This is a genomic window from Actinoplanes derwentensis (assembly GCF_900104725.1).
In the GTDB taxonomy this organism is placed as follows: Bacteria; Actinomycetota; Actinomycetes; order Mycobacteriales; family Micromonosporaceae; genus Actinoplanes; species Actinoplanes derwentensis.
The window spans coordinates 7,340,001-7,358,051 of sequence record NZ_LT629758.1 but is presented as its reverse complement, the minus strand read 5'-3'; the positions used below and the strand labels follow the sequence as shown (position 1 = coordinate 7,358,051).

At 67.6% G+C, this 18,051-nt stretch carries 19 protein-coding genes, 3 tRNA genes and 1 rRNA gene (1 of these 23 cut by a window edge); 12 read left to right on the top strand and 11 right to left on the bottom strand.

Features of this window, described 5'->3' with window-relative positions; all coding sequences use genetic code 11:
• Positions 1-74 precede the first annotated feature (74 nt).
• Positions 75-656 carry a hypothetical protein gene (locus BLU81_RS32485; protein WP_092549891.1) on the top strand — a complete coding sequence of 194 codons (582 nt, stop codon included), beginning with the start codon at positions 75-77 and terminating at the stop codon, positions 654-656.
• A complete protein-coding gene (locus BLU81_RS32480; protein WP_092549888.1) occupies positions 653-1,912 on the top strand; it encodes a PrsW family intramembrane metalloprotease in 1,260 nt (419 codons plus the stop codon). Before BLU81_RS32485 ends, BLU81_RS32480 begins: the two co-directional genes overlap by 4 nt.
• Position 1,913: 1 nt before the next feature.
• On the opposite strand, the gene BLU81_RS32475 is transcribed toward BLU81_RS32480, so the two are convergent.
• Positions 1,914-2,180, bottom strand: a complete 267-nt coding sequence (locus BLU81_RS32475; RefSeq protein ID WP_092549885.1) for a hypothetical protein — start codon at positions 2,178-2,180, stop codon at positions 1,914-1,916.
• Positions 2,181-2,381: 201 nt separating this feature from the next.
• Here BLU81_RS32475 and BLU81_RS32470 point away from each other — a divergent pair, with 201 nt between their 5' ends.
• Both BLU81_RS32470 and BLU81_RS32465 read left to right on the top strand, forming a co-directional pair.
• Positions 2,382-2,732, top strand: coding sequence for a hotdog fold thioesterase (locus BLU81_RS32470; RefSeq protein ID WP_092557957.1), 351 nt, complete (start codon positions 2,382-2,384; stop codon positions 2,730-2,732).
• Positions 2,733-2,782: 50 nt separating this feature from the next.
• Entirely contained in the window at positions 2,783-3,172 is a 390-nt protein-coding gene (locus BLU81_RS32465; RefSeq protein ID WP_092549882.1) for a hypothetical protein, read from the top strand.
• Here the strand turns inward: BLU81_RS32465 and BLU81_RS32460 are convergent.
• On the bottom strand, positions 3,169-3,474 hold the full coding sequence (locus BLU81_RS32460) for a hypothetical protein (protein ID WP_092549879.1): 306 nt from the start codon (positions 3,472-3,474) through the stop codon (positions 3,169-3,171). The genes BLU81_RS32465 and BLU81_RS32460 overlap by 4 nt on opposite strands.
• A 144-nt stretch (positions 3,475-3,618) precedes the next feature.
• Here BLU81_RS32460 and BLU81_RS32455 point away from each other — a divergent pair, with 144 nt between their 5' ends.
• The 4 genes from BLU81_RS32455 (at position 3,619) to BLU81_RS32440 (ending at position 7,398) form a co-directional block, all read left to right on the top strand.
• Positions 3,619-4,140: a permease-like cell division protein FtsX gene (locus tag BLU81_RS32455; protein WP_231954851.1), complete on the top strand. Its 522-nt coding sequence runs from the start codon at positions 3,619-3,621 to the stop codon at positions 4,138-4,140.
• Positions 4,141-4,229: 89 nt separating this feature from the next.
• On the top strand, positions 4,230-5,180 hold the full coding sequence (locus BLU81_RS32450; protein ID WP_092549873.1) for a calcium-binding protein: 951 nt from the start codon (positions 4,230-4,232) through the stop codon (positions 5,178-5,180).
• A 175-nt stretch (positions 5,181-5,355) separates the two neighbouring features.
• Positions 5,356-6,198 (top strand): calcium-binding protein, encoded by an 843-nt coding sequence (locus BLU81_RS32445; RefSeq protein WP_092549870.1) that lies wholly within the window; start codon positions 5,356-5,358, stop codon positions 6,196-6,198.
• Positions 6,199-6,264: 66 nt separating this feature from the next.
• On the top strand, positions 6,265-7,398 hold the full coding sequence (locus BLU81_RS32440; RefSeq protein ID WP_092549867.1) for a calcium-binding protein: 1,134 nt from the start codon (positions 6,265-6,267) through the stop codon (positions 7,396-7,398).
• 154 nt (positions 7,399-7,552) lie between these two features.
• On the opposite strand, the gene BLU81_RS32435 is transcribed toward BLU81_RS32440, so the two are convergent.
• The 9 genes from BLU81_RS32435 to BLU81_RS32395 form a co-directional block, all read right to left on the bottom strand.
• Complete coding sequence (locus tag BLU81_RS32435; RefSeq protein ID WP_092549864.1) at positions 7,553-8,287, bottom strand: GNAT family N-acetyltransferase; 735 nt, start codon at positions 8,285-8,287, stop codon at positions 7,553-7,555.
• Entirely contained in the window at positions 8,284-8,553 is a 270-nt protein-coding gene (locus tag BLU81_RS32430; protein ID WP_157751864.1) for a type II toxin-antitoxin system TacA family antitoxin, read from the bottom strand. Before BLU81_RS32430 ends, BLU81_RS32435 begins: the two co-directional genes overlap by 4 nt.
• Before the next feature lie 266 nt (positions 8,554-8,819).
• Positions 8,820-8,893, bottom strand: a tRNA-Phe gene (locus BLU81_RS32425).
• A gap of 14 nt (positions 8,894-8,907) precedes the next feature.
• Positions 8,908-8,981: transfer RNA gene (locus tag BLU81_RS32420), tRNA-Asp, on the bottom strand.
• Positions 8,982-9,042: 61 nt separating this feature from the next.
• A tRNA-Glu gene (locus BLU81_RS32415) sits at positions 9,043-9,115 on the bottom strand.
• Between the two features lie 169 nt (positions 9,116-9,284).
• Positions 9,285-10,325 carry a MerR family transcriptional regulator gene (locus BLU81_RS32410; protein ID WP_092549858.1) on the bottom strand — a complete coding sequence of 347 codons (1,041 nt, stop codon included), beginning with the start codon at positions 10,323-10,325 and terminating at the stop codon, positions 9,285-9,287.
• Positions 10,315-11,040, bottom strand: a complete 726-nt coding sequence (gene idi, locus BLU81_RS32405; RefSeq protein WP_092549855.1) for an isopentenyl-diphosphate Delta-isomerase — start codon at positions 11,038-11,040, stop codon at positions 10,315-10,317. Before idi ends, BLU81_RS32410 begins: the two co-directional genes overlap by 11 nt.
• Complete coding sequence (gene crtI / locus BLU81_RS32400) at positions 11,037-12,518, bottom strand: phytoene desaturase family protein (RefSeq protein ID WP_092549852.1); 1,482 nt, start codon at positions 12,516-12,518, stop codon at positions 11,037-11,039. Before crtI ends, idi begins: the two co-directional genes overlap by 4 nt.
• A gap of 16 nt (positions 12,519-12,534) precedes the next feature.
• On the bottom strand, positions 12,535-13,605 hold the full coding sequence (locus BLU81_RS32395; RefSeq protein WP_092549849.1) for a polyprenyl synthetase family protein: 1,071 nt from the start codon (positions 13,603-13,605) through the stop codon (positions 12,535-12,537).
• 69 nt (positions 13,606-13,674) lie between these two features.
• Here BLU81_RS32395 and BLU81_RS32390 point away from each other — a divergent pair, with 69 nt between their 5' ends.
• The 4 genes from BLU81_RS32390 to BLU81_RS32375 form a co-directional block, all read left to right on the top strand.
• Positions 13,675-14,562 (top strand): phytoene/squalene synthase family protein, encoded by an 888-nt coding sequence (locus BLU81_RS32390; protein ID WP_092549846.1) that lies wholly within the window; start codon positions 13,675-13,677, stop codon positions 14,560-14,562.
• On the top strand, positions 14,562-15,887 hold the full coding sequence (locus BLU81_RS32385) for a cryptochrome/photolyase family protein (protein ID WP_092549843.1): 1,326 nt from the start codon (positions 14,562-14,564) through the stop codon (positions 15,885-15,887). The genes BLU81_RS32390 and BLU81_RS32385 overlap by 1 nt, the downstream gene beginning before the upstream one ends.
• A gap of 213 nt (positions 15,888-16,100) precedes the next feature.
• A complete protein-coding gene (locus BLU81_RS32380) occupies positions 16,101-17,456 on the top strand; it encodes a dihydrolipoyl dehydrogenase family protein (RefSeq protein ID WP_092557955.1) in 1,356 nt (451 codons plus the stop codon).
• A 468-nt stretch (positions 17,457-17,924) separates the two neighbouring features.
• Positions 17,925-18,051, top strand: a 16S ribosomal RNA gene (locus BLU81_RS32375) (it continues 1,390 nt past the right edge of the window).

Genomic DNA, 18,051 nt, shown 5'->3' with positions numbered 1-18,051 from the left:
GTTGATCCTTCCTCCACTGTGGGCGGTGGGTGGTTCGCCGGACAACGGCCGGTGACCGCCGTTAACTTGGACGGATGGGGAGGGTCACACGGCGTCAACTCACCGATCTTCCCGGCACTCTCGGTCTTCCCATCTCACTCGCGCTGGCATCGATCCTGGCCGCTCTGGCCTTCGGTCTGCCGGTGCTGGACCGAGCCGTGCCGGCTGAGCGTCCGGTCACGCCCGGCGAGCCCTACCGGGTGGGCGCCGGAGTCACCGTCGTGCCGCCGTCCGGCGCCGCACTCGACGTCACCGGCACCCGGCCCGGCGAGACCCGCGGGACCGCCCTCTTCCAGGTCGGCCGGGTCCGCTACACGATCGACGTCGAACCCTTCGCAGGCGACCTGACCGCGGCTGCCGTCCGGCTTCGCCAGCGCATCACCGGCATCTCCGGCCACCAGATCACCGGAACCCAGCTCGCGGTCTCCACCGCCGGTGGGCTGGCCGGAGTCCAGGGCGGTTACACCGCCGGCGACCGGGACGGGCGGTACGCCGTCTTCGTCGCGCACGGGCTCATCATCGAGGTCATGGTCAGCGGAGACGACGCCGACCTGTCGTCCGTCCTGTTCGTCATCGACGCCAGCACCCGCACACTGAGCTACGAGAACCGCCGATGAGCGAAGCGGTGCGACCCGGTGCGGCCCGATCGGCCTCGTTCTTCCGCCAGCCCGCGTTCTGGGTCGTCATCATCCTGATCGCGGTGGGGGCGGTGCGCATCTCGCAGATCACCGCACTGTTCTTCGGCACCTTCCCGATCGCCACCCTCACCGCGATCGTGATGTTCGGGCTGCTGGCCGTACCGTTCTGGCTCTTTCTCGCGGAACTCGACTTCCTGGAACGGGAACCGGCCGGCCTGCGGGCGCTCGCCGTCGCCTGGGGCGGACTGGTCGCGACAAGTGTCTCCATTCCCGGCAGTACCGCCCTGGACAACCTGATAGCCAAACTCGGCTCACCCGATCTGGCCGCCGAGTGGGGCGCCGCGCTGGCCGGGCCGACGGTCGAGGAGATCGCCAAGACGCTCGGGGTGGTGGCGATCGTCCTGATCGCCCGCGCCCAGGTGAACAGCGTGCTCGACGGCATCGTCTACGGCGCCCTGGTCGGCCTCGGTTTCCAGATCGTCGAGGACGTGGTCTTCGCGATCGGCGCGGTGCAGCAGGCCGGTCTCGGCGACCGGGTGCAACCGGTGATCACCACGTTTCTGGTACGCGGGTTCCTGGCCGGCGTCTGGAGTCACACCCTCTTCGGCGCGCTGGCCGGTGCCGGCATCGGCTATCTCGTGGTCCGGCGGGAACGCAGCCGGGGGCGCCGGATCGCGGTGGCCGCCGTCGCCCTGCTCGGCGCCTGGGCGTCCCACTCGCTGTGGAACTCGCCGATCCTGCGGGACAGCTTCGGAGACAGCGTGCCGGCCGTACTGGCGGTGCTGCTCGTCAAAGGTCTTCCGCCGTTGCTGCTGGTCCTCTACCTGGTGCGCCGCGCGCACGACCGGGAGGCGGCCTACTACGTGGGAATCCTGGCCACGGTCCGCGACCCCGGCCTGATCACCGAGGGCGAGCTGCGGGTCCTCGGTTCCGGGTCGCGGCGGGGTGCGGCCCGCCGGCACGCCGCGGCGAGCGCGGGCCGGGAAGCCAGAGCGGCGGTACGTCGGTTGCAGCGCGCCCAGGCCGGTCTCGCCGTCGAGATGAGTCGCGACTCGGACGACATCGCGGGCAGTGCCGACCTGGTGCGCGAGCGCCGTGCCGCCCTCGCCGCCCTGGGATGTCCCGAGGCGGTCGAGGGCGCTCGTTCCTGGCGGCACACAGCTTCCACCATCGGGACCGCGGTGGTCGCTTTAGCGGTCCTCTGGGTGGCTCTGTCTGCTTTGGGGAGTTCCTGACTCAGACGGTGGTCGGCGGGAGGCCACCGTCGCCGTCGACGATGTGGTCCGGGGTGCCGTCCTCGTCGAGGTCGACCATGGTGACGTCGACCTTGCCGTCGCCGTCGGTGTCGAACTGGTAGAGGTCCGGCTTGCCGTCGCCGTCGGTGTCCGACACCCACACGTCGATCTTGCCGTCCCCGTTCGCGTCACTGGTGAGCAGGTCGACTCGGTCGTCGCCCCGGGTCTCGACGACCTCGGGGGTCTCGGTGCCCTGCGGCTCGCTCATGGTGCTCCTCTCGTCAGCCGGTTAGTGCCGGCCGGTACGACCGGTCAGTACCCAGCGGTTCAATCGATCAGTCCCCGAAGCTGTGACAGGTATCGCTGGTCGCCGCCCGTGACCGGCGTAACGTACGCCGACGTGGATATCGCTGAGGACGGTAAGCAGCACCTGTTCACCAGCGGTGGCGGCGGTGCGCTCGCGGAGCGTATGGGTATTGAGATCACCGAGGCCACCGCGGAACGGGTGGTAGGCATCATGCCTGTCGAAGGCAACACCCAGCCATACGGGCTGTTGCACGGCGGTGCCTCCTGCGTTCTCGCCGAGACGCTCGGCTCGGTCGGGGCGGTGCTGCACGGCCAGACCGTCGACCGGCCCTTCGCCGTCGGCGTCGACATCAACGCCACCCACCACAAGGCGGCCCGGTCCGGTCTGGTCACCGGAGTGGCCACGCCCGTGCACCGGGGACGGGCGGTGGCGACCTACGAGGTGGTCCTCACCGACGAGGCCGGCGACCGGGTCTGCACGGCCCGGATCACTTGCCTGCTCCGTGGTGCCTGATATCCCCCGCCAGGGTGCACGGCTTGACCGCCCGACGTACCTTTTCTGACGTGACCGAAGTACCACAGACCGCATTCGACGACGCCGCGCAGGTCCTGCAGTGTGCGCTCAGCGGCGACAGCGCGGCTGTGGCCGACACCTTCGACGCGGTCGTCGATCGAGACGGTGTGGTGGGTGCCTGGGACGTCGCCTGGTGCCTGGCCGCGACCATGGTCGGGCAGGTGCCGTCGGGCGGCGCGTGGACCCTGGAGTTCCCCGGAATCGACGACGCCCGCTATGACAAACGCTGGGTGGCACGGTTCGTCAGCGCTTACGTCAACGGCGACTTCCCGACCGGTGAGGCGCTGTTCGGCGCGGCCATCGCCGACGGGACCCTGCCGGACTGTCTGCTCGCGCTCGCCGGGTCGACGGTCGCGACGCTGCGGCACCGGGCCGCCTAACTCTTGTGATAGAGCGCCTTCGCGTACTGCGCGGCGGCGGCGTTGTTGTACATCGACGCCTGTGACATGAAGAAGCCGTTGTCCGCGATCGCCCGGGCCGCCTGCGTGGTGGCCGACCAGCGGATGTCGGCCTCCGCCTCGGACAGCCCGCGCGCCTTGAACTGACGGCGCATCGCCATCTTGCCGACCCGGAACGCCTCGGATGCCTCCTCGGCGCTCTTCATGCAGGAGTGCGCCTTCTCGCACAGTGCCTCCGCCAGGCTGTAGGCCGTCTGCTCCGCATCATTGGTGAAACCATCCACAGCGACGCCTCCCCGCGTCCGAGTGACCGATCCCGACAACACTCTGATGTAACGGCACTCTGGTCTAACGGCCGAAGCGCTTCAAGCGCCCGGAACGATCCTGTGGACAACGGTATGTCGATGCGCTGAGATAGCTTGCTGATCATGACCGATCCACACCCGACGGATGACATGCCCGATGTCGGCCCCTGGGAGCCGGAATCCGAGAAGACCGAGGTCGACCGCAGGTGGCTGCGACTGTTCGGCGTGGCCGCGGGGGCTCTGGTGCTCGGCTCGGTCGCGTCCACCACGGCGATGCTGATCGCCGGGTGGCGGTACGCGCCGGAGCGAGAGTTCACCGTTGCGGTGTACCTCGAACCCGACGCCGGTACGGATCAGCGGGACGCCGTGCGTGGCGCGCTCGCCCGGTTGCCGGCTCGGGACGGGGTCCGGCTGGAGACTCGCGAGGAGGCGTACGCCAAGTTTCGTGAAAAGGTTTCCAACGATCCGGAACAGCTGGCCGGAGTGATGCCCGAAATGTTGCCGGAATCGCTGTATCTGATCGCTCCGGGCCGGAGTTTCGATTGTGGCCCGATTCCCGGCATTCGTGACTTGTCAGGGGTTGATCGCGTTCGTGTGGTTATGAAACCGCAGGCCGGACGCTGGGGAGCAGAAATCGGCTGTTGAGCCTGACACATTCATGAGACGGTCTTTGCGGTCTTGCGGCGAAACGATACCGTCCTAACCGCTCCACCAGTCTTTGAACGGGGGATTCCATGAACGTGAAATACCGAAGGACAATTGCCACTCTCGGCCTCAGCGCCGCAGTCCTGGCCTCCACCGCTCTGCTCGCCGGCCCGGCGCAGGCGGCCACCAGCGGCCTGGCGAAGGTCGTCGGTACCAAGACCGTCCAGTTCCAGGCTCTGATGAGCAAGGTGAACAAGGTCAAGGTCACGATCTCGGGCCGCACCGTCACCATCACCGATGTGACCGCGATCAGCGCCGGTAAGGGCTGTAAGCGGGTGACCTCGACCAAGGTCCGGTGCACGACCTCGGGCAAGACCACCATGATCAGCGTCGCGCTCGGCGACAAGAACGACTACGTCCGCAACTACACCGGGGTGTTCATGCTCGCCGGTGGTGGCGCGGGCAACGACACCCTGATCGGCGGCTCCGGCAAGGACCAGCTCCAGGGTGGTACCGGCGCCGACAAGATCTACGGCGGTGGCGGCGCCGACGAGCTCTTCGGTCAGTCGGGTGCCGACTACATCAGCGGCGGCGCGGGCAACGACTACATCACGGCCGGTGCCGGCAACGACAAGGTCTACGGTGGCGCCGGCAACGACGAGATCCACGGTCAGACCGGCAGCGACACCATCGATGCCGGCACCGGTAACGACACCGTTCTCGGCTATTCGGGTAACGACAAGATCAGCGGTGGAGCGGGCGTCGACTTCCTGATCGGCAATGCCGGCAACGACACCCTGTCCGGTGGCGTCGGCAATGACGTCCTGGTCGGCGAGCACTACAAGGTCGTCAAGGGCAAGGGCATCTCGAAGGGCTCGGCCACCGCGGCCGACAAGCTCTACGCGGGTGCGAACACCGACATCTGCCTGAAGTCCTCCAGCCGGACCACCACATCGGGGTGCGAGCACTTCACCTCGGTGGCTTCCGCCGGCGCGGCCGAGGCCACCACGACCCGGGTCACGCCGCTCAAGATCGGCTGATCTGGCACTGTCCCATGGAAACGGCCCGGCGATCGCCGGGCCGTTTTTGTATACACGGATTTGATAGTGACCCGCATCACTGCAAACGGGGCGGTGCGTCGAAACGGTATCGTTCTATGATGACAACCTTCACTGGCTTGGACGTCCTCTTCGCCAGACAACACGGGGGAAATACATGATCCTGATCAACCGCCGCGCCCTTGCCCTCATCGGCGCGACCGCTGCGGCGATCGGCTCCACCGCGCTCATCTCTGCCCCGGCCCAGGCCGCCGCGGCCGGCACCGTCCGGACCGTCGGCGCCAGCCAGGTGCAGTTCATTGCCGCGGCCGGTCAGGCCAACGGCGTCACCATCACCGTGGCCGGCAAGGTCGTGACGATCGACGACAAGGTCGCCCTCAAGGCCGGCACGGGCTGCAAGGCCGTCGCTGGTGACAAGACCCGCGTCACCTGCACCCTGACCGGCAACCTCGCCTCGCTGAACGTGAAGCTCGGCGACAAGAACGACTGGGTGAAGAACAAGACCACCGCCAAGCTGGCCGCCTCCGGCAGTGCGGGCAACGACACCCTCTACGGCGGTCGCGCCAACGACACCCTCTACGGCGGTGCCGGTGCCGACAAGATCTACGGCGGCGCGGGTGACGACGAGATCACCGCGGGTGCGGGCAACGACAAGGTCTGGGGCCAGGCCGGCGGCGACTTCATCATGGCGGGGGCTGGCAACGACGTGGTCAGCGCCGGCGCGGGCCTCGACGCGGTCCTCGGCTGGAGCGGCAACGACACCCTCCTCGGTGGTGCGGGCCACGACCTGCTGATCGGCGAGTCGATCAACGATGACTACACCGCGTCCGGCAGCGCCAAGGCCAAGGACAAGATCTTCGGCGGCACGGGCATCGACCTGGGCCTGGCCCTGAAGGGCGCGAAGTACAGCGGCGTCGAGGCCAAGACCTACCAGAAGTGGATCAACCTGCTCGAGAAGAGCGGTGTCTCCTCCCTCTCCGGTATCGCCAAGCTCGGCTGACTTACCTGAACACAGCCCGGCCGTTGCGACGGCCGGGCTGTTCTCATTCAACGGGGGATCCATCCCATGTCACGTTTCCCGAAGCCGATCCGCTTCGCCGTACTGCTGGCCGGAAGCACCGCCCTGATCGGCATCGCCGCACCCGCGCAGGCCGCGTCCACCGGCAGCGCGTCGGTCTACGCGACCACCAAGGTCCAGTACCAGGCCGCCACCGGCAAACAGAACCGCGTCACGATCACCCGCTCCGGCAACACGATCACCATCGACGACACGGTCACGATCAAGGCGGGCAAGGGCTGCAAGCCGGTCAAAGGCGACAAGACCCAGGTGCGGTGTACGCCGGGAAAGGCCCCGACTCGGATCCGCGTCTACTCGTACGACCGCAATGATGTCGTCACCAACAACACCGATGTGCCCAGCACCGTCGACGGCGGCACCGGCAACGACCGTCTCCTCGGCGGCTCCCGCGCGGACCAGCTCACCGGGGGCGCCGGAACTGACCGGCTCTTCGGCCTGGGCGGCAGCGACCGCCTCAGCGGCGACGCCGGCAGCGACCTGCTCAACGGTGGCGCCGGCAACGACATCCTGCACGGCTGGACCGGCAACGACGTCCTCTACGGCGAGACCGGCAACGACGACCTGTTCGGCGAGGCCGGCAACGACCGCATCCACGGCGGCGCCGGCGACGACACCCTGCTCGGTTACGCCGGCCGCGACAAGCTTTACGGCGACGCCGGTACGGACCGTTTGTTCGGCGACGAGAACGACCAGAACGTGTCGGCCGACATCCTGATGGGTGGCTCCGGCGTGGACTGGGTGCTCTACGACTACATGAAGAGCGTCCGGGTCGATTTGGACGGCCAGTCCGGCGACGACGGCCGCCCCGGCGAGGGCGACACCGTCGGCGCCGACGTGGAGAACCTGTACGGCGGCTTCGGCAACGACGTGCTGATCGGCAACGCGTCCAGCAACTACATCCACGGCGACGTCGGCAACGACATCATCTACGGCCTGGGCGGCAACGACGAGCTGTTCGGCAGCACCGGCAAGGACAAGCTGTACGGCGGCACCGGCGACGACCTCTTGGAGGGCGACGAGGAGCCCGGCGGCTCCGACCGCCTCGACGGCGGCCCCAACTCCCCCGCAGGCGACACGTGCAACGCCTACGCCGGAGACGTCCGAGTGGGCTGCGAGAAGTAGAAACCCCCAACGAGGAACGGCCGCCGGGAGACCAGCGGCCGTTCCTCGTTTCCCGTTTTTGCAGTTCAGGGGATGTTACGAAACGCTGCGTGCAGCGGATGTGCAACATCTACGAACGTGAGCGGATGATCCGTGGGAACCTTCTGGCAGTCATTCATCGTTCGAATGGATCTCGTCCGAGAGCCTCACGAATCACTTGTACAAGGTCGACTTGAAGGTTGGATTCACCCCGAGCCACGCGTTCCTCAATGATCTCCAGCATCCGGACGGTTACGCGACGCCACTCATCGTTGTCGCCGACGAACGGTGAAACCGATCCATCAGAGCGAGTGATCGTCAGCGACATCAGCCCGGCCGTGACGTCAGACGAGAGGCTCATCGTGTTCACGCCCAAGGCTTTTCGCGCAGTCGCTACCTTCATCACTAGGCGTAGTGGATTGTCGCGAACTGGGCGAAAGTCGTACTTCGTGTAAAAAGCGGCGGCCTTCTCGTCGAGAGCGTCGACAACGATCAGCCTTCCGCCACCGCGATCGGCGGCCTCCACCAGCCGGGTCAGGGCGTCGTGTAACAGCTCTTCGCCAAGTCCCGCGCCATGCAACGACAGGTCGAGTGCCAGTCTGGCCAGCAGGAATGAGGGGAGAACGGTAAAGCCGCCGGCCAAGGCTCCAGAGACCTCGCTACGAGCAAGCTGGGTCGGCGCGATCGAAAAGTACGCTCGAACCGTTTGGGTGTCCTCAGCCACCCAGACGAACGTGCGGGCGGTCTCAGCCTCCTGGGACCTTGCGGCTTGGTGCTTAAGCCAGTCATTGAGGCTGGGAACGCCACAGTCGAATTTGCTTACGTCGTGATCGCGAGTGAGGGCTCCAGTGACCCACTCGTTCGTAGTCATGAGCGCGTGTACCGCCGAGGCTTGTAGGCGAGTCGAGCGAGCGCAGGTGCTTCATCAGGTACATCCAGAGACCCAATAAGCTGGTCAAACTGTTCCGCAGGCATGATGGTGACCTCGGCCCGTGCGAGGACGTGATCGGCGGCCTTGACTGCAGCGTCCAGAACGAAGGCTGATACTGAGACATGCTGAGACTCTGCGGCCTCAGCGATTCTGGCGCTGCTCTGAGGATCAGTACGCATCTCGATGCGTTCACTCTTGGCGGCCATGGTCACTCACCTCCAGTCGACACTTCAACTCTGCAGCGACTGTACGGTACTTGTACGGTATTCGGCTACCGGTTACCCGAGCAGCCAGTCAGGGCTGAGGCCGGGCTGCGCGTAGCGAGCGTGCAAAATCGGACGTCCGTCCGGCATGGGAGATTCGTGGTCACCAGAGGGTCAACCTTGTGGCGCCAGAAAAGGCGGGGGAAAGCAAAACGTCCACCGTGCGTTTCCGCAGGTGGACGGTGCTCGTAGCCCGGCGAGAGGCTCGGTGGCCAGGGGCGGGGTCGAACCGCCGACCTTCCGATTTTCAGTCGGACGCTCGTACCAACTGAGCTACCTGGCCGTAAATCAATGTTGCGGTCCTGACGGGACTTGAACCCGCGACCTCCGCCTTGACAGGGCGGCGAGCACTCCAACTGCTCCACAGGACCTTGCTTTACTACTGCCTTGCCGTACTCGGTTCGTCAGCAATCTTACCTGCTAACTTACCAGTACCCCCAACGGGATTCGAACCCGTGCTACCGCCTTGAAAGGGCGGCGTCCTAGGCCACTAGACGATGAGGGCAACTCCGCCATCATTGCACATCGCGCTGGTTGCGCGACTGGCAACGCTTGGTGGTTTTAGCCCCAACCGCGCCTCCCGCTTGAGGCATGTAAAACATATACGATGCCCCTCCGGATCTTCAAATCGGTATCCCCCTTTTCTGCGACACCGGCCTTGAGCAGGTAAAACGTCAGCGGCAGGCGGCGGTGACGGTGCGGACGGCCTCGGCGAGGCTCCGGAACGCGGTCACCGTGGGAGGCAGATCGGGGGCCGGCCAGCCCGGTCCGGCCGCGGCCAGGACCAGAGGCGGGTGCGGCAGGGTCAGTAGGCGCTCCAGTTGGGTCACGTCGCCGGTGGACGGCAACTGGGACCACAGGACCACCACCGCGGGGCCGGTGCGCTCCACCGCGTCCATCAACGCCCGGGACGGCAGCCGTGCACCCAGCAGGCGGCTGGGTACCCCGGACTCGGCCAGAGCTGCGGCCAGCGCCTCCAGCGGCAGGGTGTGCTGCTCCTCGTCGGCGGCGGCCAGCAGGGCTCGGGGGGTGATGTCCCGGGGTGGGCGGGGTACCCCGCTCAGCGACTCGGTGACCGAGCGGGACAGCAGGTGCTCGACTTCGACGAAACGTTCGGTGGCCGCGTAGCGCTCCCCTACGCCGATCAGTACCGGCATCATCACGTGTTCCCAGGTGGCGATCACGCCCCGGCCGGTGACCGCGGCGTCCAGGATGTAGCGCATCGCCGGGCTGTCCAGGCGCATGGCGGCGCGGGCGAGGCCGCGGGCGGCGGGATCGGCGTGGGGTCCGAGAGCGATGGTCCGCCCGCCCCCAGCCGGCCCTCGAACGGTCGGCAGAACGAGACCATCCACCGAGGGCTCGCCCAGCGAGGAAGAACGTTCGTTCTCCGGGTCGGGGCCGGTGACAGAGGGAGAACGTTCGGTCTCGGAAGTAGGGGTAGGCGTGGAGGACTTCGCCAAGGAAGAGGGCTCGGAAGTGTCCAGGGCGGGCGAGCGGCGCGCCCAAGCGGCGGCTTCGGCCGGTGATATGCCCTGCGCGGTGAGGCGCTGCATGACCTGCAGCCGGACCATGTCCTCGATGGTGTAGCGACGATGATGCCCGGGCTCGTGCCGGCTGGGGCCGAGCCCGTACCGCTGGTGCCAGGTGCGCAGAGTGGTCACCGCGACGCCGAGGCGTCGTGCGGCGGCCCCGGCGCTCAGGCCGTCATTGGCCACCCGGCCGCTCCGTTGCTGTTACTTCCGAACCAGCAGAGACATCATGGGCATCCGAAACACCAGGAACTGGCGAGACAACAGGGCGATCAGAAGAGCTGGGGAGGCCCGGAACATGCGGGGAAGCGGCGGGAGTCGAGGCGGCGGCCAGTTGCCGGGTCACCCCAGCGAGCCAGGGCGCGTACGCCTCCGGAGCCCTGTCGATCTCGCCCAGCAGGGCCTCGACAGCCACCCAGCGCAGCCGCGCCACTTCGCCGGGATCCGGCTGGAACTCCACGCCGGCGGGGATCTCGCCGAGTAGGACGTGGTCGTACTCCCGCTCGACCCGCCCGGTGATCGGGTCCGTGGCGAAGTAGACGTAGACCCCGACCTCGCGCAGGGCTACCGGTTCGATGCCGAGTTCCTCGGTGAGGCGCCGCTTCGCGGAGACGGTGGTCTCCTCGCCGGGTGTGGGATGCCCGCAGCAGGTGTTGCCCCAGCGCAGCGGGAACCGGGTCTTCACCGCGGCCCGCTGTTGCAGCAGCACTTTCCCGGACGGGTCGCGCAGGAACACCGAGAACGCCCGGTGCAGCATGCCGGGTGCCTCGTGCGCGACGGCGACGGTGGCGGTCCCGAGGCCGGCCCCGTGCTCGTCGACGAGTTCAACGAGATCCAGCTCCCGGGAGACGAGGCTCGGTTCCCGGGAGAGAGGGGCGAGGCCGGGTTCCGGGGAGGTCACGACGCGCCCCCGGTGATCCGGGACGCGGCCAGCTTTCCGGAGATCAGCACCATCGGTACGCCCACACCGGGCTGAGTGCCGGATCCGGTGAAGACGACGTTCGGCAGGGTGGGGTGCATGTTGGACGGGCGGAACGGCCCGGTCTGGGCGAACGTGTGCGCGGCCGCGAACGGAGTACCGCCCGCCATGCCCTCATCGGCCCAGTCAGCGGGCGTGATGATCCGTTCCACCTGGACGCCGTCCCGGAAACCGATGTAGCCACGGCTTTCCAGGACACCCATGATCTCGTCGGCGTAGCGCCGGTCCATGCCACCGCGCCAGTCGATCGGCCCGGCTTCCAGGTTGGGTGTGGGCGCGAGGACGTAGTAGGACTGCCGCCCGGCGGGAGCCACCGACGGATCGGTGTGCGAAGGATTGGTGACCAACAATGACGGGTCGCTCATCAGGAGACCCTTGCGGATCACCTCGTCAAAAGTGCCCTTCCACGCCGTACCGAAATGGATGTTGTGGTGTGCGATCTTGGAATAGGCCCGGTCAGAGCCGATGTGAAGCACGACACACGACGGTGAGTAGCGCAGTTTGCGCTGCCGGCGGGCCGGGAGCAGGTCGCGGTAGGCGATCGGCAGGTCGGGGTTGAGGACGACCGTGTCGGCGGGGATGTGTTCGCCGTCGGTGGTCAGGACGCCGGTCGCCCGGCCGTTGCCGACCGTCACCCGCTCGACCGTGGTGTCGTACCGGAAAGTGACGCCGTGCTTCTCTGCGGCACCGGCCAGGGCCTTGGGGACGGCGTGCATGCCGCCCTTGGGGAAGTAGACACCGGCGACCGAGTCCAGGTAGGCGATGACCGCGTAGATGGCCAGCGCGTCGTGCGGCGCGAGTCCGGCGTACATCGCCTGGAACGAGAAGATCCGTTGGGTACGAGGATCGCGGAAGTAGTCGTCGATCTTCGGCTGCAACCGCCGGAACGCGCCCATCCCGAGCAGTTTCAGCAGGTTGAGGTTCATCAGGTCGAGCGGGGTGTCGAGGTTCTTGTCGATGAAGTTGTCGCGTTCGAGTTGCCACAGCTTCCGGGTGAAGTCGACGAACCGCAGGTAGCCGTCGGCTTCGCGGGCGCCGCAGACCCGGGCGATCTCGGCGGCCATCCGGGTGGTGTCGGTGCGGATGTCGAGCGTCGACCCGTCCGGGTAGTAGGCCCGGTACGCCGGGTCGAGCGGGGTCAGCTCCAGCCAGTCGCTCAGGTTCTCGCCGACGGCGTTGAGCGGTTCGGCGATCAGGTCGGGCATGGTGAGCACGGTCGGGCCGGTGTCGAACTCGTACCCGTTCATCGACAGCCGGCCGGCTCGCCCGCCGGGAACCGGCTCCCGTTCGACGACGGTCACCTGCCGTCCGGCGGCGGCCAGATGCAGGGCACAGGCCAGACCGCCGAGCCCGGCTCCGACGATGACGACATGGTCGGTGGGTCCGGTCACAGTTCGCACTTCAGCTCCAAAAATTTCATGCCGGGCGGTACGTGGTGGCGGTCGCCAATTCGATCAGAGCCGCCCGCGCGTCGGTCCGGATCGGGGCGTCGCCGATCGCGGTGACTCCCGCGTCGACCCGGTCCCGGATCATCTCCTCGACCCGGGCGGGGGCTCCGGTGGCGGCGATGATCTCCGCCTGCCGGGTGACGTCAGCGGTGGTGAGTTCGTCGAGCTGGGCCGGCGTGGCCATCTCCCGCGCCAGCATGAGCAGGGTGGTGGGCTTGCCGGTGCGCAGGTCGTCGCAGTCCGGTTTGCCGGTGATCGCCGGGTCACCGTAAACGCCGAGCAGATCGTCCCGGAGCTGAAAGGCCTCCCCGACGGCGAGACCGTAGACCTGGTACGCCTCGTCGAGATCGGTGTGAGTGCCGGCGGCGAGGGCCAGCCCGAATCCGAGCGGCCACTGCACCGTGTAACTGGCCGTCTTGTGCCGGGCCACCAGCAGCGCCCGCTCCACCGACCAGGCCGACGGGTCGGTCTCGCCGAGCACGTCCAGGAACTGCCCGGCGACGGCTTCGATCCGCATCCGGTCATAGCGGGCCCGGACCTCCATCAGCACCGGCGCGGGCAGCGCGGTGCGGGCCAGCAACTGGTCGGCCCAGATCAGGCAGAGGTCACCGACCAGGATCGCGGCCGCGTCACCGAACTGGTCGCCGCGCTGGGCCGCGAAGATCCGGTGTGCGGTGGGCCGGCCGCGCCGGGTGGCGGACCGATCCATCAGGTCGTCGTGCACCAAGGCGAACGTGTGCATGAGTTCGAGGGTGCCGAGCGCGGGTAGAAGTCCTTCGACCGGTTCGCCGGATCCGGCGACACCACGCCAGCCCCAGTAGGCGAATGTCGGCCTGATTCGTTTACCTCCGGCCATGACCAGGTCGCGGGCGGTTCGCGCGAAGCCGCCGAGTGCCGGGTCGACGGCGTCGAGGGAGGCGATCTGGCAGGCGAGGAAGTCGGCCAGCGTGCCCTCGACGGCGCCGATCAGCGCTCGGTCCGAGACCGGCTGGCGGGGGATCGCTTCGAGGCGATTTCCCTCGAGGGTGTGATTGGCCACGCTGAGTACCGTACCCTAACTTTTTGAAGTTGCGTCGATTCGTGCGTCGATTTAGCCGGAGGTCCGGATATGGAAACTGATCTAGCAGCTGCCTATGAGCGCTGCCGCGAGATACACCGAGCGCATGGCCGGACTTACTACCTCGCGACCCGCTTGCTACCGGGGTGGAAGCGGCGGCACGTGCACGCTCTCTACGGATTCACCCGATATGCGGACGAAATTGTCGACCGGACCGACTCTCGACCGGCCGCCGAACGTGCCGCCCTGCTCACCGAGTGGGGCGACCGGTTCCTCGCCGGACTCCGTGGACAGGAGACCGACGACCCACTGCTCCCGGCCGTCCTGCACACCATCGCGGTTTTCGACCTGAACCTGACCGACTTCGAGAAGTTCCTGCGCAGCATGGCGATGGACATCACCGTCACCGGCTATCGCACCTACGATGACCTCCTCGACTACATGGAGGGCTCGGCCGCCGTCATCGGCACCATGATGCTGCCGATCCTCGGCTCCTCCGACCCGGCCGCCGCCCGGGAACCGGCCCGCCAGCTCGGCTTCGCCTTCCAGCTCACCAACTTCATCCGGGACATCGCCGAAGACCTCGAACGCGACCGGATCTACCTGCCCCAAGAACACCTCGACGAGTTCGGCGTCACCACGGACGACCTGCACCGCGGCGTCGCCACCCCGAAGATCAAAGAACTGATCCGGTACGAGGTGGCCCGCGCCCGTGAGCACTACGCGCTGGCCGCCCCCGGCGTACCGCTGCTCGAACCCGCCTCGCAGGCCTGCATGCGCACCGCCTTCCAGCTCTACGGCGGCATCCTCGACGAGATCGAAGCCCTCGACTACGACGTCTTCAGCCGCCGCGCCACCGTCCCCAACCACCGTCGCGCCGCCGTCGCGGTCCGCAGCCTCCTGACCCGGCCCGGTACCCCGGTCCAGTTGGCGGCCTGATGAAGACAGCCGTCGTCCTGCTCACCCGGGATCTGCGCCTGCACGACAATCCGGCCCTCGCCGCGGCCTGCGCCGCAGAGCGGGTGGTCCCGCTCTATGTCCTCGACCCGAAACTCGCCGATCTCTCCCCGAACCGCACCCGCTTCCTGCACCAGAGCCTCGCCGACCTGCGCGCGAACCTGCGTGAGATCGGCGGCGACCTGATCGTGCGCACTGGCGACCCGATCGCCGAGACGATCACGGTGGCCCGGGAGACGGACGCCACGACGATCACCATGGCGGCCGACGTCAGCGGGTACGCCGTACGCCGCGAACGTCGACTGAAAGAGGAGAGCGAACGCCACCGGATCGCCCTCGAACTCCACCCCGGCCTCACCGTCGTCGAACCCGGAACCATCCGGCCCGGTGGCGGCGGAGACGGCTACAAGGTCTTCACGCCCTACTACCGCGCCTGGTCAGCGAAGTCATGGCGCGCCGAGGCCCCGATGCCGGCACGGATCACGCTGCCGTCCGGGCTCGCCGCCGGCCGCCTTCCGGCGACACCGGACGGCGAATCACCCCACACCTGTGAGGGCGGCGAGAGTGCGGCCCGCCGCCGGCTCGCGACCTGGCTGGGGCAGGGGATCGGTGGGTACGGCGACGCGCACGACGACATGCCCGGCGATGCCACGAGTCGACTCTCCCCGTACCTGCGCTGGGGTTGTCTGTCTCCGCTCGCCCTGGCCGAGGCGGGGAAAGCGCGCGACGCCGACGCCTTCGTCCGGCAGCTCTGCTGGCGCGACTTCTACTACCAGGTCGCCCGGGTCTACCCGAAACTCTCCACCGAAGCCCTTCGGCCGGCCGCCGACCAGAACTGGCGTCAGGACGACGCCGCACTCCAGCACTGGCAGGATGGGCTCACCGGGGTCCCGGTCGTCGACGCCGGCATGCGCCAGCTCCGCGACGAGGGGTGGATGCACAACCGGGCCCGGCTCATCACCGCCGCCTTCCTCACCAAACACCTCGGCATCGACTGGCGTTCCGGCGTCTCGTGGTTCTTCCGCTGGCTGCTCGACGGCGACGTGCCGAACAACTCGGGCAACTGGCAGTGGACCGCCGGCACCGGCAACGACAGCCGGCCCTACCGGCGCTTCAACCCGATTCGGCAAGCGCTCCGATTCGACCCCGACGGCGTGTACGTTCGTCGCTACGTACCGGAGCTCAAAGGCATCGACGGCGCCGCCGTGCACCAGCCCTGGCGCCTGCCCGCCTCGGAACGCCGCAGCCTGCACTATCCCGGCCCGCTCGAGTCACACCGGGACGAGGCGGTCTGGCTGCGGGACTGATTTCTCCGTCCGGTCCGCCGGATGGGAGCGGGGCCCGCCGGCGGTTGCGTCCGTCAAAACGTTCTTCCGGCGGGCACCGCGAAAACGCGGGCGGCGGCCATGAGAAAGACGAGCGCCAGCCAACGCCCGCCGTCGCACCCTCATGGCCGCCGTTTCCAGCACCGGCCCGAAGATCGGTCGCGCTACCGCCCATATGAGGGTTAGGTGGGAGCCATGGTTGACGTGCGGAACGTGGACGTGGTTGTCGTCGGGCTCGGCGTGGGCGGCGAGGAGGTCGGCGGCCGGCTCGCCGCGGCCGGACTCGACGTGGTGGGTGTCGAACACCAGCTGGTCGGCGGCGAGTGCCCGTACTGGGGATGCATCCCGACGAAGATGATGGTCCGCGCCGGATCCGCCCTGGCCGAAGCGCGCCGGATCCCCGAACTGGCCGGGACCTCCACCGTCACCCCCGACTGGGCTCCGGTCGCCAGCCGCATCCGCGAGCAGGCCACCGACGACTGGAACGACAAGGTTGCCGTCGACCGTTTCACCAACAAAGGCGGCCATTTCGTACGGGGGACCGCCACCGTTACCGGCCCCGGCCGAGTGCGTGTCGGCGAACAGGAGTTCAGCGCCGCCCGCGGGGTCGTGATCGCCACCGGCACCACCGCGTTCATCCCCCCGATCGACGGGCTGGCCGGCACCCCGTACTGGACCAACCGCCAAGCCGTCGAGACCACCACCCTTCCCGACTCGCTGGTCATCCTCGGCGGCGGCGCGATCGGCTGCGAGTTCGCCCAGGTCTTCGCCCGCTTCGGTGTCCAGGTCACGATCATCGAAGGCTCCGCCCGGATCCTCGCCATGGAGGAACCCGAGTCCTCCGAGGTCGCCACCGCGGTACTCACCGCCGACGGGGTCACCGTGCGCACCGGCGTCCACGCGACCCGGGTCGCCCACTCCGGCGGCTTCGAGATCGCACTGGATGACGGCAGCACCGTCACCGGGGAGAAACTGCTCGTCGCCACCGGCCGCTCCGCCCGACTGACGGACCTCGGCCTGGAGACCCTCGGACTCGACCCGGCCGCCCGGTTCCTCGGCACCGACGACCGGATGCGCGCCGCCGACCAGCTCTGGGCGGTCGGTGACGTCACCGGCAACGGAGCCTTCACCCACATGGCGATGTACGAGGCCGACATCGCCGTCCGTGACATCCTCGGCCAGGGCGGGCCCGCCGCCGACTACCGCGCGCTTCCCCGGGTCACCTTCCTCGACCCGGAGATCGGCGCCGTCGGCCAGACCGAGAAGCAGGCCCGGGACGCCGGCCTCGACGTCCGGGTCGGCCAGGTCCCCCTCTCCGGCACGTCGCGCGGTTTTGTGCACGGGCCCGGCAACGAGGGCTTCATCAAGGTGATCGCCGCCGACGGCCGTCTGGTCGGCGCGACCACCGCCGGCCCAGCTGGCGGGGAGATGATCGGCGCGCTGGCCGTCGCCGTGCACGCCGAGGTGCCGCTGTCGACGCTGGCGAGCCAGATCTGGGCTTACCCCACCTTCCATCGGGGTATCGGTGACGCGCTGAAGACACTCGCCTGACACCTGTTCCCTGCCTCCATTTCGCCTTGACCTGGGAAAACGACTCAGGGTGACCCCCGATTTGGAGCGCAGGGAACCTACGGGTAATGTTTTGCGAGCCAGCAGGGAAACGGGCGAGGCAAGCGGAGAGATCCGCACCGGCCGTCCTGCAGGACAAGCAAGACATTCACTGGATCTGGAACACGGTCTAACCGTGCGCCTGGTGCTGGGGATGACTAGGGCAGATCGGGATCGACCGGGATAAACCGGTTGACAACGCCGGGAAGACCTAGTAAAGTAGAGCGAGTGCCCCGGGCAACGGGCCGCGAAAGCGGTGCGGAGATGGTGTGCGGTTGTTCTTTGAGAACTCAACAGGGTGCTTGATAAGCCAGTGCCAATTATGGCAATACCCCGGCCTATCTCTTTGATTAGAGTGGGTTTGGGATTCCTTTGGCAACATTTTGTTGCCGGGACGCTTTTCCAAAGATTTTGTTGGAGAGTTTGATCCTGGCTCAGGACGAACGCTGGCGGCGTGCTTAACACATGCAAGTCGAGCGGAAAGGCCCTTCGGGGTACTCGAGCGGCGAACGGGTGAGTAACACGTGAGTAACCTGCC

Coding starts and splice junctions, on each gene's coding strand:
- BLU81_RS32485 (WP_092549891.1), top strand. CDS start 75: ATGGGGAGGGTCACACGGCGTCAACTCACCGATCTTCCCGGCACTCTC.
- BLU81_RS32480 (WP_092549888.1), top strand. CDS start 653: ATGAGCGAAGCGGTGCGACCCGGTGCGGCCCGATCGGCCTCGTTCTTC.
- BLU81_RS32475 (WP_092549885.1), bottom strand. CDS start 2,180: ATGAGCGAGCCGCAGGGCACCGAGACCCCCGAGGTCGTCGAGACCCGG.
- BLU81_RS32470 (WP_092557957.1), top strand. CDS start 2,382: ATGGGTATTGAGATCACCGAGGCCACCGCGGAACGGGTGGTAGGCATC.
- BLU81_RS32455 (WP_231954851.1), top strand. CDS start 3,619: ATGACCGATCCACACCCGACGGATGACATGCCCGATGTCGGCCCCTGG.
- BLU81_RS32450 (WP_092549873.1), top strand. CDS start 4,230: ATGAACGTGAAATACCGAAGGACAATTGCCACTCTCGGCCTCAGCGCC.
- BLU81_RS32445 (WP_092549870.1), top strand. CDS start 5,356: ATGATCCTGATCAACCGCCGCGCCCTTGCCCTCATCGGCGCGACCGCT.
- BLU81_RS32440 (WP_092549867.1), top strand. CDS start 6,265: ATGTCACGTTTCCCGAAGCCGATCCGCTTCGCCGTACTGCTGGCCGGA.
- BLU81_RS32435 (WP_092549864.1), bottom strand. CDS start 8,287: ATGACTACGAACGAGTGGGTCACTGGAGCCCTCACTCGCGATCACGAC.
- BLU81_RS32430 (WP_157751864.1), bottom strand. CDS start 8,553: ATGGCCGCCAAGAGTGAACGCATCGAGATGCGTACTGATCCTCAGAGC.
- BLU81_RS32390 (WP_092549846.1), top strand. CDS start 13,675: ATGGAAACTGATCTAGCAGCTGCCTATGAGCGCTGCCGCGAGATACAC.
- BLU81_RS32385 (WP_092549843.1), top strand. CDS start 14,562: ATGAAGACAGCCGTCGTCCTGCTCACCCGGGATCTGCGCCTGCACGAC.
- BLU81_RS32380 (WP_092557955.1), top strand. CDS start 16,101: ATGGTTGACGTGCGGAACGTGGACGTGGTTGTCGTCGGGCTCGGCGTG.